This window comes from Brevinematales bacterium (assembly GCA_026415355.1).
Taxonomy (GTDB): Bacteria; Spirochaetota; Brevinematia; order DTOW01; family DTOW01; genus SKYB106.
Genome location: JAOAHF010000010.1, coordinates 18,400 through 37,201, shown reverse-complemented (window position 1 = coordinate 37,201; position 18,802 = coordinate 18,400). Strand labels below are relative to the sequence as shown.

Below are 18,802 nucleotides of genomic sequence, written 5' to 3'. Positions count from 1 at the left end.
AATACTCTTTGTAGAAAAAACTACTACGCATGCTTTATCATTACTAAAATAGGTTATGATCGAACTTAAGGGTATTTCTGTATCAAAAGGATTAGTAAAAGGTAGAGCATACTTAATAGAACCAAGTTTAAGTGAGTTTAAAATCCAAACCATAAACCCTGAAAACATCGATTCAGAAATAGAAATATTAAAAAAAGCAATTGAAAAAACAAAGTCCGAATTAAAAAATATATACTCAAATGCCAAAGGCTCAGTTGAAGAAATAGGTTTATTCTTCTCAAACATACTAGAAGATAGCACAATAAACTCAGAATTAGTTGAGCTAATAACAAAAGAAAAAATAAGTGCTAAGTCTTCAATATACAGAATGATCAACAACCTTGAATACAAATTCAAATCAATGACTTCACATTCTCAAGAAAAAGTCTATGACATAATATCCGTATTTTATAGAATCATCAAGAACATAGATATAATCAAACAAGGTCCTTCACACTCAACGAAATCCAACAAAGAAAATATAGGAAATGATGATTACATACTAGTAGGAGTAGATATAGACCCAACGCAACTTCTTGAGATACTTCAAACCAGAAATATAGCAGGCATTGCTCTTGAAAGAGGTGGTAGCGCATCTCATGCATCAATAATCGCACATCAACACAATATTCCAGCAATTTTCGCAGTAAAAGATCTAACAAAAAACGTCAATGAAGATGATACCATCATACTAAACGCCAACGAAGGAAAAATAATAGTAAATCCTGATACAAAAACCCTCTCATCATTTGATGTCGAATCTGTTAAATTTGATCAGTACAGAAAACATCTTCTCGACGTCCTAGAGAAACCAACTAGAACGATAGATAGAAAAACCTGTACCATGATGTTAAACATATCTGATGAGTATGAGGTAAGTTATGAAAACACAAGATACTATGACGGAGTAGGACTTTTTAGAACTGAGTTTGTTTTCCTAAAAAAGAATAGGTTTCTATCAGAAGAAGAGCAATTTGAAATCTACAGTCTTACAGCAGAAAAATTTATCGATAAGCCAGTTATAATAAGGTTACTTGATATAGGCGGAGACAAAGTTTTTGAAAAAAATCTTCAAGAGAGTAAACCAGCATTGGGTTGGAGATCCATTAGAATACTATTCAGTAGAAAAGAAGAATTACTAAAACAATTAAGAGCAATAATAAGAAGTAACATATACGGTAATCTAAAAATATTAATTCCTATGGTATCATCACTTGAAGAGGTAAGAAAAATAAAATACTACTTTAACATAGCAGTACAACAATTAATTGAAGAAAATAAAAACGTTAACGGCAACATACCTATAGGTATAATGGTAGAAATACCTTCAGTTGCGATTATGATAAAAGAGTTCTTAAATGAAGTAGACTTCATAAGCATAGGAACAAACGATTTAACTCAATACACACTAGCAGTAGATAGAAATAACGAAGTAATAGCAGAGTACTACGAACCGTTAAATCCATCAGTATTAAGGTTAGTATACAGATCCATTCGTCTAGCAAATAAGATGAATAAATTTGTCTCAGTATGCGGCGAAATAGCAGGTAATCCTAAGTATACAAGATTACTTCTTGCGATGGGACTTAAAAACTTCAGTATGCCTCAAGAATCAGTCCCCTTTGTAAAAAATGTAATAGTAAATACTCACTCAGCAGAACTCAAGAAACTTCTTGAAGAAGTAAATAGAGCACTCACTCCATCTGAAGTCAAAAAAATAATAGAAAATGATTTCCATGAATTTCAACAGAGAATAGGTATGACTATGCCAATGTTGTAACTATAAACTATGTAGAAAACTAAAACATAATCAAATCACAATTCAGATTGCTTCTTGGCTTCTTCTTTCTTGTACAAGTCTTGATAGTAGTACCCTTTCTTGCTTAACTCTTCTTTTAATTTATCAGGGAAAGGAACTTTGAACCAAAAAATTCTTCTTATTTCTTTCTCTAACTTTTGTATTCCTTCACTTTCTTTAACTAACCAAAGATAGTAATCGTATATAAACTTTGATCTCAAGTCCCCCTTCCATTTCAAAGACTCGTGATACTGATAATAATCTCCTGTTAATCCTTCCTCCATCCAGTGATATCCTGCTAATTCTTTTGCCATATTCCATCTAAAGTCTCCCATTGCTATGACTATACTTTCTTTAGGATTCTTCGAGAAAATTGGTATTGCTATTCTACCTTTACTTGAAATTTTGTTAAACTTATTGAAAGGTTCCCAACATATACCATAGTTACCATAACCTATTGTCAGGATAAAGTATGGAACTATTTTTAGCACAGAAGATCTAGTTTTCCGGTTATATATCTCAGGATCCAAAGCCCAAAGTTGCTTAATATACTCCGCCGCATTTTCCCTAAAATTAGGCTTAAGATGAGACCTAGGTAACATAGATGATGTTAGTATAGGAAAATGATTACCTTGTCTTCCTACACACATTTTTATCATTTGGCGAATAGTTTGTATCTCTGTTTTTATAGATGACGCATCTACTTCATATTCCTCTTCTACATCTTCAGGTAACGTTGATTCTATTTTGTTTATGTCTTCAACAAGTTTATCAATCTTCTGCTGGATGATACTTATCTCTTTATTTACTTTCAAAACATCTCTAACATTTTCCAAAACTTTTTGTAATGTATCTTCTTCAGATTGTGTGTAAGCAACAGAATAATTATCTTCCCTTACATCATCAAACATTCTTGAAAAATCATAAACCCTCTTAACACTATTAACAATAGTCTCCTCCAATAGTTGCCTTCTTCTTAATAACTCCCTAAGTCCCGACATCTCTGCTTCTAGTAATCCCTTTTTTCTTTCATATCTCTCTCTATCAACATCACTTATACCACCAGCAGATTTCTTTTTCTTCCTAGGTACTTCATCAGTAGCACTTGGTTCTATCTTACCTTTGCCTATCTCTTCAATCCACTCGTCTATGTAGTATATCGATCTATATACATCATCATCACTTTCCCTTTTTTTCACAGGAACAGATTTTATCATCTCTTGATCCTCAACAGATAAATATCTAAGATCTAGTATTCCAAACCTAATGAACATTCTCTTAGGAGTAGGTGTCTTATCAAACCATTGAGTACCTATCTTGAATAGAATCTCACTATATAACTCCCAAAATGCGGAAGTCAATCGTTCTTTGTAAACTGTCTTTTTATCTTTATCTTGCTCGTTTTCAAAAAGTCTTTTTTGTTCTAAAAGTTTCTCAACAATTTCCTCATTTTCACCTTCTAAAACGGATTTCAAGAAACTGTTAGGTAGGTTACTATATAATCTTCCCATACAATCTAACTCCTATTCTTAATAGTAAATTTGAATAGTTAAACTTTCAATATTCGAAATAAAGGTATTTGAAAAATTTCTGAATCCCTTAGAAGATCAGATTTGAAGAAAAGAAATCTTGTAAAAGTATATCAAATAATGCTTCCGGAAAGTCATATATGATATTTTTCTTGAAAATCATCAAACAAATATACAACAAGATACAAGGGATAACTAGCAAAGATTACTACAAAAGGCAAAAAGAAGAAACATAAGTACTGTTTGATTGTCTTGAAAAGTTGAGTGATACTTGACAGGAGTGAAATGCTTTGATGAAAGGAAGCATGCGAGGGTATTGTGCGCTGCTAGAGGTAAAATAGATAATGAGACTAAGCATTCTTTGAGAAAGGTGTAAGAAAGATTTAAGAATTACAGGTATCAATATGATAGGAATAGATATAGGGTTGAGCAGGTGATAAGCAATTTCAAGAGAAATGAGATGAGACGATTAGAAGCGAAAGATGTAGAGATGGCTAGGAGTTTAGTAGTGATAGTTGTATTAGGTCTTGTAATGCTTGTGGAGAAAGAGAGTAAAAATTTTTCACATTTTTACAACACTTGCGAAGATGTAAACATCGGGAATTACAAGTATTCATGAGCATTATGGACAATTTTTTGAAAACTCTCGTTGGAATTTGAAACAGTATCCAATTATTTTTCAAAATTAGAATTCGTTTTCGGAGGACAGTATGGAAATAGAAGTTTTGGGACTTGATGGAACAGTTAAAAAGAAAATAAAAGTAGATGACAGCATATTCGGACTTGAATATAACAATGATTTAGTTTACAAGGCATTAGTTGCAGAACTAGCAAATAGAAGGCAAGGAACAGCATCAACAAAAACAAGAGGAGAAGTAAGCGGTGGTGGTAGAAAACCTTGGAGGCAAAAAGGTACAGGTAGGGCAAGACATGGATCTATTAGGTCTCCTATATGGGTAGGTGGTGGTATAGCACATGGACCTAAACCAAGAGATTATACTACTAAAATCCCAAAACAAATGAAGAGAAAAGCTTATTTCACGATATTGTCTGAAAAGATAAGAGAAAAAAGCTTAGTAGTCGTGGAAGATTTTTCAATTAATGTAATAAAGACAAAAGAATTTGTAAGCAAATTCTCTAAGGTGATGTCACTAATAAACACAGGATATGGGCTCTTGATTATTCCATCATATGACGAAAAAATAATACTCTCTGCTAGGAACTTACCAAATCTCAAAGTGTTAGTCTATAACAACTTAAATATCAAAGATCTATTCTACTCAAACAAAGTATTCTTCCTAGAAAGTTCTATACAGAAATATCAAGAACTCTATTTACAGAAAGTCTAAGATAAATCTTCATTGCAAAACGTTATTTTACCCAAATATAGGTTACTGGCTTAATGCTTTGGATTGATAGGTGCATGATATAAGTTATAGAATCTGAATGTAATCAGCTAGAGAAAATTTACATTCTTATCAGGATTTTCGAAGATCTAATTTCTTTGAAAGGGTATAAACAAATTTTTTAGAATTCTGATTGTTGGGGAGCAATATTATGAAGTTTGAGATATCTTCAAAAGTATTTGAGAAAATAGTAAGACCTGTTGTTAAAGCAACATCCTCCAACAAAACCCTCCAAATACTTAACCATATATACTTTGATGTTTCTAGAGATGATATAAATATAATCGGAGCAAATCAACAATATACAGTTAGAGTTAAAGAAAAAGCAGATGTACATTCCGAAGGCAAATTTCTAGTTCTGGGAGAAAAGTTTTTGCAAATACTGAAAACACTACCAGATACCACAATCACGATAAAAGATGAAGGAAACCTCATATCAATAGAAACAGACAGCATAAATTTCTCTCTTCAAACCATACCTATTGAAGAATATCCTAAACAAATACTTGAAGTTATAGAAACTTCTTACAAATTTGATTTATCTCAAGCAGATATGAAAAAAGTAACAAAAAAGATAGTAAAATTCTGCTCATCTGATAACACATTACAGGCTATATTCACTGGAGTACTATTTGACCTTAGAGAAAGTGGAGATATAACTTTCGTAGCGACAGATACAAAAAGAATGGGTATATTTAAATCATCATACAAATCAGAAACTGACACTACTAATACGAAGTTTGTAGTCCCAGCAGAAACTCTTGAGATATTAGAAGATATGCTTGGTGATGAAGGCCCCATTAATGTAGGTGTTAACTATGATGAAGATAATCAAGTCAGGAATGTCGTATTTTCTTTACCAACTGTGACTATATCATCATCCGTAATATCAGGCAACTTTCCAAACTATGAAGCAGTCATACCAACAGGATTAAGTAACTATGCCATAATAAACAAGAAGTCACTAGAAGAAGCAATAAAAAGAGTATCAACAATAGTCGATAAAGAAACAAACAGAGTATCATTTAACTTTGATGCAGAAAGACTTAAAATTGAAGTTGAAAATAGCATAATAGGTTATGCTAAAGAAGTTATACCCTGTAAATATTTTGGAAATCCTGACTATTTGCATTTTAACTACACATTTATACTTGACTACTTATCGTCTCTTGAAGCAAACGAAGTTTACTGGGGATTCACAAATTACGAATCTGCCAACAAACTATGGTCTGAAGACGAAAAAGAATTTATATACGTTGTTATGCCCCTAAGGAGGAGCTAATGGCAGGAGTTGAAGCAGCATCCTTGAGAAGAAACAACATAGTTTTCATCGATGGTAAATACTATCTTGTTGTCGACAATCAACATATAAAATTAGGTAGAGGTGGTGCAAATTCTAGGTTAAAACTCAAGTCTATTGAAACTGGCAACCTTATTGAAAAAACTTTTGGCTCAGACACAATAATAGAAAAACCAGATGTTGAGATAAAAGAAATGAGTATAATCTACATTGACGATACTAATGTCGGAATCATGGATAACGAAACATATGAACAATATGAAATATTAAAAAACACGCTTGGAGATACTTTGCTATACATAAAAGAAAATGTGAATGTTATGGGATATATCCACGAAGGTAGAGTTATAACTATATTACCACCAGATTTCATAGAACTCGAAGTCACTGAAACCGATCCTGGTCTGAGGGGAGATACCGTTAGCGGAGGATCCAAACCAGCAAAACTTGAAACTGGACTTGTAGTACAAGTACCACTATTTGTTCAAATAGGAGATAAAATAAAAGTTGATACAAGGGAAAATAGATACGTAGAGAGAGTTAAATGATAGTCAAAAAAGTCGTACTTTTTATAGCAACAAGGTATATAAATCTATCTGGAAAGGATGTAATATCTAAAATAGCTTTAGTTGCTTTTCTGTCAATAACGGTAGGTGTAGCAACATCAGTAGTAGTGCTATCCATCACAAACGGTTTTAGAGAAGACTTGAAAGAAAAAATGATAGGCAAAGAATCTCATATATCTGTTATAGGTAGAGGATTAGGAATAAAAGATTATGATTTCTTTGCGAATGAAATAAAAAAAATTTTTCCCTGGGTTGTAGACGCCGATCCATACTACGAAGGACAAGGATTACTCAGAAAATGGGGGGACAACATACACGGAACATTAATCATGGGTATAACTACCAATACTATAAAAAGATACCAAAAACACTTTAAACTACTCAAAGGAAGTTATGAACTCAAAAGAGGGGAAATATTACTAGCTGAAACAATCGCCTATAATTTAAGAGCAACAGTAGGATCTGAAATCGAAGTCATAGTAAAACCACCATTAGAGGGAGAACTACCCAGAATTAGAACTTTCATCGTCAAAGGTATATTCTCAACAGGATACGGTGATTATGATAACATATTATCTGCTGTGCTAATAGAAGATGCTCAGTCTATTTTTAAGGTAGGTAAACTTGCTTACGGAATAAGCGTAATGGTTGATGATGTTGAAAAAGTCAAAGAATATAAATACCAAATTCTAAATAAATTCTCAGGAGAGTTTATTGTATTAACTTGGCAAGACACAAATCGAAACCTGTTTGAGGCTATGTACAATCAAAAAACTGTCATGATGTTAATATTATTTCTCTTCTTTACTGTCGTGTCATTTGGTATAATAGGAACTATGATGTCACTAGCACTCGACAAAAAATCAGAAATAGCTATACTAAAAGCAATTGGTATGAGAAATATAGATATACTAAATATATTCGTAATAGCAGGAGCTCTACTCGGAGTATTCGGAAGCATTGTAGGACTTTTAATCGGAGTCTTAATCTCAATAAATCTAGAAGCAATAACTTTAGGAATAGAAAACTTCGTAAATTTCATAATCTTTAATCTCTCCTATCCTGTAGCAAAAATGATAAATCCTTACGTAAGTTATCCCGAAAAATTTGAGTTTTTCAAAAGTAACGTCTATTACATAAAATCATTCCCAACTAAAGTAGAATTTCTAGATCTATTCCTAATTTCAGTTTTTGCAACCAGTGTATCCATACTAGCAGGGTTATTCCCAGCACTACGAGCTTCAAAACTCAAACCTTCAGAAATATTGAGGAATGAATAATTAATCCATAAAAACTATCAAAATATATAACAAGCTAAGCTATATACTAAAAACAAATCCAAAAGCTAATTTTTGTTTTCACAAAATTCATAAGTAATTACATAGTTAATTCATATTTGAGATAACAAATCAAAGGATACCCGTATGATCAAAACAAAAATGTGTCAGAATTTAGTCAAAAGTACTACAGAAAAAACCATCAACCCATCATCTCTAAAAAAGAATCCTTCTGTAGTTTTAGCCTTTATAGAGACATTGTCTTGACTTATCTCCAAAAGCTTTGAAATGTTTTCTCTAATTTTAGGTACATATGGTTGTAATTTAGGTTTGTTTGCTATTATGGTTGAATCCAAATTGACTATCGAATAACCTTTTGACTTGACCATATCCACTATCTTTAAAAGTATAATACTACTACCAATATCCTTCGTTTTTGGCGATGTATCTGGAAAATGATAACCTATATCTCTTTCACCTATTGCTCCAAGAAGAGCATCTGTGATGGAATGAAGTAAAACATCTCCATCGGAATGTGCTAAAGAACCTTTATCATTAGGAATTTCAACCCCTCCTAAAATCAGTCTCTTACCTTCAACTAGTTTGTGTATATCAAATCCTTGCCCTACCCTATACATAAATCAACCTCCTTATCCAATACACTACTGTTTAAATTACAACAATCATTATAACCTAATTAAATACAAAACTAAAAACAAAAAACGTGTATTCCTTAGTTTAACTAATCTACAACTACCAATCAAACCTGATAGAATAGTCTGTGTTTCTATTTCTACAAAAGAATTTTCATATTATTTCTCCTAATCTACAATGTTGACTGAATGAATTTCTGTAGTTTTTCCAATGCTTTACCAGAAGATATCGATTTTTTAGCCATTTCAACTGCTTGAGAAAGATTTTTAGCCAAACCTGATACAAGTATACCTAATGAAGCATTCATTATTATGGCACTTTTCTGCGGTATATCTTTATCACTGAGAATATCAATGCAAATTTTCTTATTGTACTCAATATCCCCACCAAACATTTCACTAATAGGTATGGGATCAAAACCAAAATCTTGAGGCTTTATTCTGAAATATTTTACATTTCCATTTGATAAATATGCTACCCTGGTAGGAACAGAAGGTGAAACCTCATCAAGGCCGTCTTCACTATGCACTACGAAAGCTCTTTCTACACCTAACTTTGCTAAAACTTCTGGTAGAATTTTCAACAACTTTTCATCAAAGACACCAATTAACTGATATTTAGGTCTTGCAGGATTGACTATAGGGCCAAGGATATTGAATATAGTTCTAATTCCCAACTCTTTTCTCACAGGTGCAACATTTTTCATACTTGGATGATAAATAGGAGCAAAAAGAAAACCAACACCTATGTCATTTATAATTTTTTCCATTTTGTCCGGCGGTATATCTATTTTAGCTCCGAGACCTTCAAGTAAATCAGCACTTCCAACCTTACTCGAAACTGCTCTATTACCGTGCTTTGGAACTTTTATATCACCAGCACCTGCTATGACAAAAGAAGATATAGTTGATATATTAATAGTATGCTTACCATCTCCTCCAGTACCACAGTTATCAATAGAAACACCATCTATGTTTATCTTAATAGCATTATCAAGCATACTTTTAGCAAAACCGTAAATTTCACTAACACTTTCGCCTTTTACCCTCATACCGAGTAAAATAGCAGAAGTTACAGTAGGAGATATTTCTCCCTTTATTATTCTATCTGAAACTATACTAGCTTCTTCATCAGAGAGATCCTGTCTTGAACTGATCTTATTTATAAACAAAGAAATGTTTATGGTAGGTTTTATAATATCAATGAAATTCTTTATCATCTTCATTCCATACTCTGTTGCTATTGACTCAGGATGAAACTGAACACCAAATACAGGGTAGGTTTTGTGCTTCACTCCCATTATTTCCTCATCTTCACTCTTCGAGATAACTTCTAATTCCTCGGGCAAAGAAGAAGGATCTATAACAAGAGAATGGTATCTCGTAGCCTTTAATGGAACAGGAAGATCCTTAAATATATCCTTTTGGTTATGAACTATGACTGATGTTTTACCATGCATAATTCTTTTGGCATGAATTATTCTACCACCGAACACCTCACCTATTGCCTGATGTCCAAGACAAACACCAAGTATTGGTACCTTGTCATAAAACTCTCTTATAAGTTCTTCAGATATACCTGCATCCTTTGGCCAACCAGGCCCTGGAGAAATTATTATACCAGAAGGTGACATTCTCTTTATATCTTCAACACTAATTTCATCATTTCTAAAAACTTTCACATTAGGATATATCGCACCTACATATTGAACAAGGTTATACACAAATGAGTCATAATTATCTATAAACACTATCATAGTAGCAAATTATACTAAAATATTGTTGTTATTTCAAATTATCTCACCAAATACAGTAATTTACACTAAACAAAATTTCAACAATTCGACAATAGGAAGAAATATAAAGCTTCTACACGAAGTAGAAAATACAAATCTCTAATAGAAAATCACTCCTGAAAAACTCTTAGACCTTATTAAAATTTCTTGAAATCAGGAGAATTCAAAAATTATCATTCATTGTCATGATAGAACTAAAGGTAAAAATCCTAAGAAAAAACTCAACTCTTCCAAAGTATCAAACAGAAAGCTCAGCAGGTCTTGATCTATATGCCTGTATAGATGAAGACATTGTTATAAACCCTGGAGAAATAAAAAGTATACCAACAGGAATATCAATAGAACTACCAGATGGATATGAAGCACAAATAAGGCCAAGAAGTGGACTAGCACTAAACTATGGACTAACGCTACCAAATACACCTGGAACCATCGATCCAGACTATAGAGGTGAAATCATAGTAATACTTATGAACTTAGGAAAAGAACCTTTTATAGTCAAAAACGGAATGAGAATAGCACAGATGGTTATATCAAAATTTGAAAGGGTCAGTATAAAAGTCGTAGATGAATTATCACAAACGTCTAGAGGTACAGGTGGTTTCGGATCTACGGGGATTTAAATGATATCATTAATAAACAAAACAATAAACAAAATAAAGTCCGATAGATTCTATTTCGATTCTGCAGTACTAACATTCTTCACAGTCTTAGGAAACTTGGTAGCATTCCTTGTAAACATAATCTACACAAGAACTCTACCACCAGGCCAATATGGAGCTGTAATGTCAATAAACTCTTTCATAAATATACTCTCAACAATAGCAATAGCATTCCGAATGTTCAATGTAAGAGAAACATCAGAACTTATATCAAAAGGGCAAGTTAAAAAAGCAGTAAACATATCTTACAAATTTGCACTCTATTCCTTTATTTTACTATCTCTCTTATTCCTATCAGCATACCCATTCTATCAGTACATAACAGCATTTATGAACATTGATTTCTTACCATTCATCATGGCCACAATGGTAATTATACTTTCTTATCTAAATAGTATAACATCATCCCTATTTCAATCCTTAAAGATATTTCTTCTTCTAGGAATAGTATCTTTTCTATATCCTTTCACCAGATTCATACTGACTTACCCATACATACTAGTCTGGAATGGATACACAGGAGCAACTGCATCTATGCTTGTAGGATCTGTATTATCATTCATTGCATCATCTCTGATACTCATCCTAAACAAAGAATATAGAGAAATATCTACTGATAACGGTCAATTCAGAATAAAATTATCCTACTTTATACCACTCATACCAATAGTACTTATAAATATGTTTTATAGCATCTTAAATTTTGGAGATGTTATATTCTCGAGAAGGTACTTTAATGAAGCAGATACCGACATATTCGCAATAGCATCAACAATAGCAAAAGCAAATTTATTTGTGATAATACCAATTTCTTATGTTGTACTCCCTAGAATGATAGAAGACCTTAACACAAAAGGCTACAAAGCAAGTATTATGGCTTTATTCAAAGGCATAATTCTATCTCTTCTCGCAAGTATACTATATCTTATTTTCATAGCACTATTTGGAGATATAATACTCAAGATATTCGGCGAAAGATACCTAGAAGCAAAAAGCATATTAACTCTATTCACATTAGCTGTCATACCTCTCGGAATTTCATTTCTGTTGATAAACTATAGCATTGTATTCAAAAACTGGTATTTCTTAATACCACTTGCTATAACTGATTTTATACTAATAACAGGATTTATAATGTTTCACAACACATTCATAGAGATAATAATAGTTGACCTTGTAGCAGGAACTTTCTTAATGGTATCATTATCAATTATGTTACTACTATCAAAAGAACCAAAAACCTCAGCTTCTAAAGAAGAAGCAATACTAGAAGAAAATACACAAATTTGAAAAGCCTAATCAAAAATACATAGAATAACTACGCAAAACAAGGAGTACAAATCTATGACAGATAAAGATAAGATATCAGCGATAACTAAAATATTAAAACAAAACAACACTATAACTTTAACAACTAAAAACAGCAAAGGCAATGTATGGTCAACTAAGGTCTACTATGGCGAAAAAAATGGCAATATATACGTCATACTAGAAAAAGATGGACATACTTTCAAAAACATAATTGAGAACCCAGAAGTATTTTTTGTGATTGAAAAAAATGATCCATCAGCATTCATACAAGGGATAGGGATAGCAGAAATTTTAGGAGACACTGACAAAACACCTGAAAGAAGTATAATAACCAGCAAAAATTTTTCCATAGTGCCGTTTCTAAAATCTAATCCTAATACAGCAGTAGTCAAGATAAAATTAAGCAAACTTTATGTAAGCTATTTTCAAGAAGGATGGAAACCTAGATTTGAAGTAGATGTCGACGATTATACAAGAGAAAAAATAGCAAAAGAAATGTCAAGTGAACCTAAATTAAAATATGTAATACAATCAACCAGACCATGGTCTTTGGTAGCAACTATAAGTGCAGTCGTAATGGGAACACTACTTGCTCCTGTAATCGATATAATAAAGTTTTCTCTAACACTCATAAGTGCTATGCTAGTTCACTTAGGCGTCAACGCTATATCTGATTACTTTGATTATAAGAAAGGTGCTGATAACTGGAAAACCCTAGGATCAAGTAGAGTATTAGTTGAAGGACTACTCAAACCTAAAGAAGTATTACTAGTAGGGATAACACTTATATTTTCTGCTTTAGTTATAGGTAGTATAATATGGTATCTCATAGGATTCAACACTACATTTTTATACCTAGTCTTAATAGGTGGAATACTAGGATTATTCTATACATTCATAGGATTTGGATTTAAATACGTCGGACTCGGAGATATAGCAGTATTTATAGCTTGGAGCGGTATATTTTTCGGATCATATTTCGTACAAACTACCATACTAAACCTTTCAGTAATAGTAAGTTTCTTACCAATATCTTTACTAGTAGTAGCAATACTTCATGGTAACAATATGAGAGACATACAAGATGACTTAAATTCAGGATATAGAACATTTGCGGGAATACTAGGACAAGAATTATCAAAATACTACTATGCATTTTTAGTAATATCATCTTACCTCTCTCTGTTAATTGCTATAATACTGGGATTCTTACCCATATGGACATTAATAGGACTATTCTCATTACCACTAGCCATAAACAACATTAAATGGGCTTTTAGAGATAATTATATCCAAAAGGGCATGCTTGACCTTTTAACAGCAAACCTTGTGAAAATTAACTCAATCTTAATTATCGCAGGAATAGTAATATACAGAATAATGAAAGTATAAACTAAACCAACCGTCAAATAACAAAAATCTAAACAAAGCTATATCTTCACTATAGGTGAGTTTTCTATCACATAAATCAAGTTATCTAAACAACTTCAATGTAGGCCAAAACCTCCACATGATGTGTCTGTGGAAACATATCAAATGGTACAACTTTCTTAACTCTAAATCCATACTCATATAGCTTTCTTATATCTCTAACCTGCGTTTCATAATTACAAGACGAGTACAATATCTTTCTAGGTTTACCCTTTTGCTTGTAGTATGATATTATAAAATTCATAGTGTCACTATCAATACCCTCCCTAGAGGGATCAACTATGATAAATTCCGGAATCAAGTTAACTATTGGAATTACCTTACTTACTTCTCCTCTTATAATCTCTACATTCTTTATATTGTTAAGAGTTATATTGAAAATTGCATCCTCAACAGCTCGCTTACTAATTTCAACACCTATAACTCTGTCGAATAAATCACTTACAAAAAAAGTTATCAGACCAACTCCACAGTACAAATCAAGTACCAAACTCCTATCCTCCAAGTTCTCTAAAACTAACTCTCTAATCTTCTTAAGCCAAATAGGTATAACATAGTTATTAACCTGGAAGAAACTTTCTCTAGAAATTCTAAACTTGTAAGACAAACCATCAACAATAACAGTTTCAAAAACATCTCTATCCTCAAAATTCTGTGTTTTTATTTGATTTACAACAATATCTCCATCCGAAGTTGATCTAACTTTAAACACATGCGGCGGAAAATTTTCCTGTTGCCTTATTTTTTTAAGAGCATAGTTGATTTCCTCAGAAGCAATTTTACACTCATCAATATCAACTACTATGTTGGTATCTCTTCTAAGAAAACCTATTTTTTTATGTTTAGGATTTACTCTAAACATAACGCTGTTTCTATAATTATACTCCTTAGGTGATGGAACCACATCCTCTATGATTTCAATATTAAAGTATGGAAGAGTCGAAAATTCTTTAATAAGAAGAGACTTTTTATACTCAAGCTGTTTCTGGTATGGGAGCATTTGTAAATCACACCCACCACAATTTCCAAAAAATTTACATCCTGGATCCACTCTTTCCTCAGACGGCTTTAATATACTTACAATATCCCCATATATAGGAGAAAACTTAAAAATCTTTACATTAACAATTTCACCGGGTATAGCATACCTTGTAAAAACCTCAACATCTTTATCAGAAACACCTCTACATAAACCTTCTTTTTCTATATCTAATATTTTGATTGTAATAACATCTCCCCTATCCATACTTTTGTCTAATAATATTAAAAAATTAAACATCAAACGATAAAATTTATATCACTCATCAAAACAACAGTTACAAAAAATTGGATAAAAACTTCAGAAATTGTTATAATTAACTTATGATAATACTAAAAGAAAAAAGCAGTTTCTTACAGATTCTAGAAAAGTATTATAGCTGGAACTTTGAAAAATTGTTTGAAGATGTATCATACGATGATGTTGAAAAAGCTTTAACAAAAGAATATTTAAATGACAACGACCTAATTGCCCTATTATCACCTAAAGCACATAAATACATAGAACTTTTGGCAAGAAAGTCCTACAAAATAACAAGACAGTTTTTTGGAAATGTAATTTTCATATACGCTCCACTGTACGTATCAGATCATTGTGTAAACGCATGTTTGTATTGCGGTTTTAGCGTACTTGAAAAATTCAAAAGGACAACCCTACCTTTAGATAAAGTCAGAGAAGAAGCCAAAATCTTAAGAAGTAAAGGTATAAGACACGTGCTACTACTTACAGGTGAATCTAAATTAGTCGGCGTAGAATACATAACAAGTGTTATAAGGGTTTTAAAGGAGTACTTTGATGAAGTTTCTATTGAAATATACCCAATGGATGAAGAAGATTATAAAAAGGTAATAGAAAGTGGAGCAGAGGGTCTAATAGTATATCAAGAAGTATATAACAAAGAAATCTACGACAAACTCCATTTGTTTGGTCCTAAGAAAAACTACACATACAGATTGGAAACACCAGATAGGGGATGCAGATCTGGATTTAGAGAGATAAATATAGGAGCTTTACTAGGATTAGCACCTGTAAGAAGAGAAGTATTTTTCGTACTCAAACATGCAGAATATCTCTTTGAAACATATCCCAATGTCGAAATAGGTATTTCATTTCCTAGAATGAGACCTATACACAATAGTAGTAATTTCAAATTCGACCTATATCCTGTCAGCGATATAGATTTGGTACAATTTATAACAGTTGCAAGAATATTCCTAAAAAGAGTATCCATAAACATCTCGACTAGAGAATCTAGTACATTTAGAGACAATATAGCACTTCTAGGTCCTACTAGAATGTCAGCAGAATCATCAACCGCAGTAGGTGGCTACTCACAAAATATAAAATCATCACAATTTGATATCTCCGACGAAAGAACCATACAAGAGTTTACAGAAATGCTAAAATCTAAAGGATTACTACCTACCTTTGTAAACTGGATTAAAGAATTCCATGTTTCTTGAAGATACATTAGATGAGAACATAGAAAACATAGTAATATCAATAAACGCCGGTATAACATTTGTTTCATGGTTTATATATTTATCTCTAATACTATCAAATTTTTCGATTCTTAAACAGAAAAACTTAAGGTACTTATACTATAACCAAAGACACTTTCTCACAAACTTCCTAACAAACTCCCTTATATTTTTGTTTCTATTTAACTATATTTTCGAAAACGTATATGGTTATACAACATTTCGCCTTCTAAAAGATCTTTCACTCACGGCATTTATCTTCGTATCACCATTGATAGTAAGAATAACAACCAATAGACACGATACAATAAGTAAATCCTACTTAACTATATACGGTATTGTAACTTTTATTACTTCAATATTTCTAATACTTGGTTCCCTATACGACATACCATCTGTTAAGCTGTTGATAATAACAATACCAATATCAGTTTCTGTAATCGAAAGTGTTAATTTCTTCGGAATATACAACAAAGAATTAAATAATATCAAAAAAATCAGTATATTCATAACCATTTTGCTACCATCTCTTCTAGCAATTTCAGTAGCAAACGAACTTACAAAAGAAGAAAACAAAAACATCATAAACACAATCATTTCGTTATCCGTAATAACATTATTCAACCTTACCACAATAATAAACATGATAAGAACTACAATAGAAAAATACAAAAACTACAAAACCCTACTAGAAGAACTCTCAAAAGAATACAAAAACGAGGAAACCATATTTAGATGGTTTACAGTTATGTTAATATCGATTCTTGAAGAAAGAGATTACTACACTAAAGGTCATTCTGAAAGAGTAGCAAAATATTCTTATAATCTTGCCAAGATTATATATAAAAATACGCATATGCCAAACTTCATAGAACTAGGTGCTTTGTTACACGATATAGGAAAATTAGGAGTAAGAGATGAGGTTTTGTTACATCCATCAAAACTACCACCTGACATGATGGAAGAAATGAAAACACATACTGTTATAGGTAAGGAATTACTTTCCTCTGTTAGTTTATTTAGAGATCTAAGTGATATAGCATACCTACACCACGAAAAAGTTAATGGAGAGGGATACCCTTTAAGACTAAATGGCAAACTCATACCAGATTATGTAAAAATAACCACAATTGCTGATGTATTTGATGCCCTTAATTCCTCAAGAGTTTATAGAGAGAAATTAGATATAGAAAGCATAAAACAGCTGTTTCGTGAAAATCTTGGACAACATTTTGATGAAAAAATAGGTACTATATTTCTAAAAAATCTATCCAAAATAGTATAAAAACTACTTTTCAACAATCTAAAACCAAAGATCTAATAAGGAAATTATTCAAGGTTCTTGTTGCTAAATTATAACAACATATACCACATTTTACAGAAATCTTTAATGTAGTGATAATTATCTTCTACTCTGAAAGTAAATGTTTAATAACTAGGTCACCTACTTCAGTAGTTGAATATCCCATTTGTCCTGCGTTCATACTTTTCATCATTTTCACGGTTTTCTTAACTGCTTCTTGTATAGCCTTTGCAGCTTCTTCTTCCCCTAGAAACTGTACCATAAGCCTTCCTGCTTCGATTGCTGCTATTGGATTTATAACATTTTTACCTGTATATTTAGGAGCAGAACCACCCATAGGTTCAAACATAGATACACCTTCTGGGTTTATATTACCACCAGCAGCAACTCCAAGTCCTCCCTGTATTATCGCTGCAAGATCGGTTATTATATCACCAAACATATTATCTGTAACAATAATATCAAACCATTCAGGATTCTTCACCATCCACATACAAGTAGCATCAACATGCGCATAGTCTGTTTTAACATCAGGATACTCTTTCGAAACTTCATCAAAAACCCTAGCCCACAAATCATGAGCATAATTTAAAACATTAGTCTTACCAACCATGGTTAGTTTCTTTTCTCTACCATACCTTCTAGCATAATCAAAAGCAAACCTTATTATCCTTTCAGTACCATGTCTAGTACATATCATTTCCTGAACTGCTACTTCTCTTGGAGTACCTTTGTACAAAAATCCTCCTGCACCAACGTATAACCCCTCAGTATTCTCCCTTATAACAGTAAAGTTTATCTCATTAGGCCCTTTATCTTTCAAAGGTGTCCAAACTCCTTCGTACAGATGTGCAGGTCTTAAATTAACATATAAATCAAGGTCAAACCTTAACTTAAGTAATATACCTCTCTCTAGAATCCCTGGTTTAACCCTAGGATCTCCTACCGCACCCAAATATATAGCATCAAAATCCTTGAATTCCTGTATAGCACTGTCAGGTAAAACTTCTCCTGTCTTAAGATAGTGTTCTCCTCCATAAGGGTAATTAACAAACTTAAATTCAATACCATATTTGGATCCAACAGCCTTAAGCACCTTAACACCTTCGTTTATAACCTCAGGTCCAGTACCATCTCCAGGTATCAAAGCAATATCATACTGTTTAGACATTATAAACCTCCTAGATAGGATTTAAGTATAACTAATACAA

General features: G+C 32.2%; 16 protein-coding genes. 11 read left to right on the top strand and 5 right to left on the bottom strand.

Going from position 1 to position 18,802, the window contains the following annotated elements; all coding sequences use genetic code 11:
- Nucleotides 1–55 precede the first annotated feature (55 nt).
- Nucleotides 56–1,819, top strand: a complete 1,764-nt coding sequence (gene ptsP / locus N2712_05005) for a phosphoenolpyruvate--protein phosphotransferase (GenBank protein ID MCX8029338.1) — start codon at nucleotides 56–58, stop codon at nucleotides 1,817–1,819.
- Between the two features lie 35 nt (nucleotides 1,820–1,854).
- Here the strand turns inward: ptsP and N2712_05000 are convergent, their stop codons facing one another.
- Nucleotides 1,855–3,348 carry a hypothetical protein gene (locus N2712_05000; GenBank protein ID MCX8029337.1) on the bottom strand — a complete coding sequence of 498 codons (1,494 nt, stop codon included), beginning with the start codon at nucleotides 3,346–3,348 and terminating at the stop codon, nucleotides 1,855–1,857.
- 478 nt (nucleotides 3,349–3,826) lie between these two features.
- On the opposite strand from N2712_05000, the gene N2712_04995 reads away from it, so the two are divergent.
- The 5 genes from N2712_04995 (at nucleotide 3,827) to N2712_04975 (ending at nucleotide 7,918) form a co-directional block, all read left to right on the top strand.
- Complete coding sequence (locus tag N2712_04995) at nucleotides 3,827–3,985, top strand: hypothetical protein (GenBank protein ID MCX8029336.1); 159 nt, start codon at nucleotides 3,827–3,829, stop codon at nucleotides 3,983–3,985.
- A 91-nt stretch (nucleotides 3,986–4,076) separates the two neighbouring features.
- Nucleotides 4,077–4,715, top strand: a complete 639-nt coding sequence (gene rplD / locus N2712_04990) for a 50S ribosomal protein L4 (GenBank protein MCX8029335.1) — start codon at nucleotides 4,077–4,079, stop codon at nucleotides 4,713–4,715.
- A 208-nt stretch (nucleotides 4,716–4,923) separates the two neighbouring features.
- Nucleotides 4,924–6,054: a DNA polymerase III subunit beta gene (dnaN, locus tag N2712_04985; GenBank protein MCX8029334.1), complete on the top strand. Its 1,131-nt coding sequence runs from the start codon at nucleotides 4,924–4,926 to the stop codon at nucleotides 6,052–6,054.
- The gene (gene efp / locus N2712_04980) at nucleotides 6,054–6,620 is read left to right on the top strand and encodes an elongation factor P (protein ID MCX8029333.1); all 567 of its coding nucleotides are present in this window, start codon (nucleotides 6,054–6,056) and stop codon (nucleotides 6,618–6,620) included. The genes dnaN and efp overlap by 1 nt, the downstream gene beginning before the upstream one ends.
- Nucleotides 6,617–7,918 (top strand): ABC transporter permease, encoded by a 1,302-nt coding sequence (locus N2712_04975; protein MCX8029332.1) that lies wholly within the window; start codon nucleotides 6,617–6,619, stop codon nucleotides 7,916–7,918. Before efp ends, N2712_04975 begins: the two co-directional genes overlap by 4 nt.
- 164 nt (nucleotides 7,919–8,082) lie before the next feature.
- Here the strand turns inward: N2712_04975 and ispF are convergent, their stop codons facing one another.
- Complete coding sequence (gene ispF, locus N2712_04970) at nucleotides 8,083–8,553, bottom strand: 2-C-methyl-D-erythritol 2,4-cyclodiphosphate synthase (GenBank protein MCX8029331.1); 471 nt, start codon at nucleotides 8,551–8,553, stop codon at nucleotides 8,083–8,085.
- 188 nt (nucleotides 8,554–8,741) lie between these two features.
- Nucleotides 8,742–10,325, bottom strand: coding sequence for a bifunctional anthranilate synthase component II/anthranilate phosphoribosyltransferase (locus N2712_04965; protein ID MCX8029330.1), 1,584 nt, complete (start codon nucleotides 10,323–10,325; stop codon nucleotides 8,742–8,744).
- 224 nt (nucleotides 10,326–10,549) lie between these two features.
- Between N2712_04965 and dut the strand changes: the two genes are divergently transcribed.
- The 3 genes from dut to N2712_04950 are packed head-to-tail and all read left to right on the top strand — an operon-like array spanning nucleotide 10,550 to nucleotide 13,729.
- Nucleotides 10,550–10,987: a dUTP diphosphatase gene (gene dut, locus N2712_04960; protein MCX8029329.1), complete on the top strand. Its 438-nt coding sequence runs from the start codon at nucleotides 10,550–10,552 to the stop codon at nucleotides 10,985–10,987.
- Nucleotides 10,988–12,316 carry an oligosaccharide flippase family protein gene (locus N2712_04955; protein MCX8029328.1) on the top strand — a complete coding sequence of 443 codons (1,329 nt, stop codon included), beginning with the start codon at nucleotides 10,988–10,990 and terminating at the stop codon, nucleotides 12,314–12,316. It abuts the gene before it with no gap.
- 54 nt (nucleotides 12,317–12,370) lie between these two features.
- Nucleotides 12,371–13,729, top strand: coding sequence for a UbiA family prenyltransferase (locus N2712_04950; GenBank protein MCX8029327.1), 1,359 nt, complete (start codon nucleotides 12,371–12,373; stop codon nucleotides 13,727–13,729).
- An 85-nt stretch (nucleotides 13,730–13,814) separates the two neighbouring features.
- Here N2712_04950 and N2712_04945 read toward each other — a convergent pair whose 3' ends face one another.
- Entirely contained in the window at nucleotides 13,815–15,014 is a 1,200-nt protein-coding gene (locus N2712_04945) for a class I SAM-dependent RNA methyltransferase (GenBank protein ID MCX8029326.1), read from the bottom strand.
- A gap of 116 nt (nucleotides 15,015–15,130) precedes the next feature.
- Between N2712_04945 and thiH the strand changes: the two genes are divergently transcribed.
- Nucleotides 15,131–16,270, top strand: a complete 1,140-nt coding sequence (thiH, locus tag N2712_04940; protein MCX8029325.1) for a 2-iminoacetate synthase ThiH — start codon at nucleotides 15,131–15,133, stop codon at nucleotides 16,268–16,270.
- Nucleotides 16,260–17,573: an HD domain-containing protein gene (locus N2712_04935; GenBank protein MCX8029324.1), complete on the top strand. Its 1,314-nt coding sequence runs from the start codon at nucleotides 16,260–16,262 to the stop codon at nucleotides 17,571–17,573. Before thiH ends, N2712_04935 begins: the two co-directional genes overlap by 11 nt.
- A 124-nt stretch (nucleotides 17,574–17,697) precedes the next feature.
- Here N2712_04935 and N2712_04930 read toward each other — a convergent pair whose 3' ends face one another.
- On the bottom strand, nucleotides 17,698–18,762 hold the full coding sequence (locus N2712_04930) for a 3-isopropylmalate dehydrogenase (protein MCX8029323.1): 1,065 nt from the start codon (nucleotides 18,760–18,762) through the stop codon (nucleotides 17,698–17,700).
- Nucleotides 18,763–18,802 lie beyond the last annotated feature (40 nt).

What these genes read in the sequence shown, in the direction of transcription:
- efp (MCX8029333.1), top strand. Translation starts at nt 6,054, where the DNA reads ATGGCAGGAGTTGAAGCAGCATCCTTGAGAAGAAACAACATAGTTTTC.
- N2712_04935 (MCX8029324.1), top strand. Translation starts at nt 16,260, where the DNA reads ATGTTTCTTGAAGATACATTAGATGAGAACATAGAAAACATAGTAATA.
- N2712_04995 (MCX8029336.1), top strand. Translation starts at nt 3,827, where the DNA reads ATGAGACGATTAGAAGCGAAAGATGTAGAGATGGCTAGGAGTTTAGTA.
- rplD (MCX8029335.1), top strand. Translation starts at nt 4,077, where the DNA reads ATGGAAATAGAAGTTTTGGGACTTGATGGAACAGTTAAAAAGAAAATA.
- N2712_04930 (MCX8029323.1), bottom strand. Translation starts at nt 18,762, where the DNA reads ATGTCTAAACAGTATGATATTGCTTTGATACCTGGAGATGGTACTGGA.
- dut (MCX8029329.1), top strand. Translation starts at nt 10,550, where the DNA reads ATGATAGAACTAAAGGTAAAAATCCTAAGAAAAAACTCAACTCTTCCA.
- N2712_04945 (MCX8029326.1), bottom strand. Translation starts at nt 15,014, where the DNA reads ATGGATAGGGGAGATGTTATTACAATCAAAATATTAGATATAGAAAAA.
- thiH (MCX8029325.1), top strand. Translation starts at nt 15,131, where the DNA reads ATGATAATACTAAAAGAAAAAAGCAGTTTCTTACAGATTCTAGAAAAG.
- ispF (MCX8029331.1), bottom strand. Translation starts at nt 8,553, where the DNA reads ATGTATAGGGTAGGGCAAGGATTTGATATACACAAACTAGTTGAAGGT.
- N2712_05000 (MCX8029337.1), bottom strand. Translation starts at nt 3,348, where the DNA reads ATGGGAAGATTATATAGTAACCTACCTAACAGTTTCTTGAAATCCGTT.
- N2712_04975 (MCX8029332.1), top strand. Translation starts at nt 6,617, where the DNA reads ATGATAGTCAAAAAAGTCGTACTTTTTATAGCAACAAGGTATATAAAT.
- N2712_04965 (MCX8029330.1), bottom strand. Translation starts at nt 10,325, where the DNA reads ATGATAGTGTTTATAGATAATTATGACTCATTTGTGTATAACCTTGTT.
- N2712_04950 (MCX8029327.1), top strand. Translation starts at nt 12,371, where the DNA reads ATGACAGATAAAGATAAGATATCAGCGATAACTAAAATATTAAAACAA.
- N2712_04955 (MCX8029328.1), top strand. Translation starts at nt 10,988, where the DNA reads ATGATATCATTAATAAACAAAACAATAAACAAAATAAAGTCCGATAGA.
- ptsP (MCX8029338.1), top strand. Translation starts at nt 56, where the DNA reads ATGATCGAACTTAAGGGTATTTCTGTATCAAAAGGATTAGTAAAAGGT.
- dnaN (MCX8029334.1), top strand. Translation starts at nt 4,924, where the DNA reads ATGAAGTTTGAGATATCTTCAAAAGTATTTGAGAAAATAGTAAGACCT.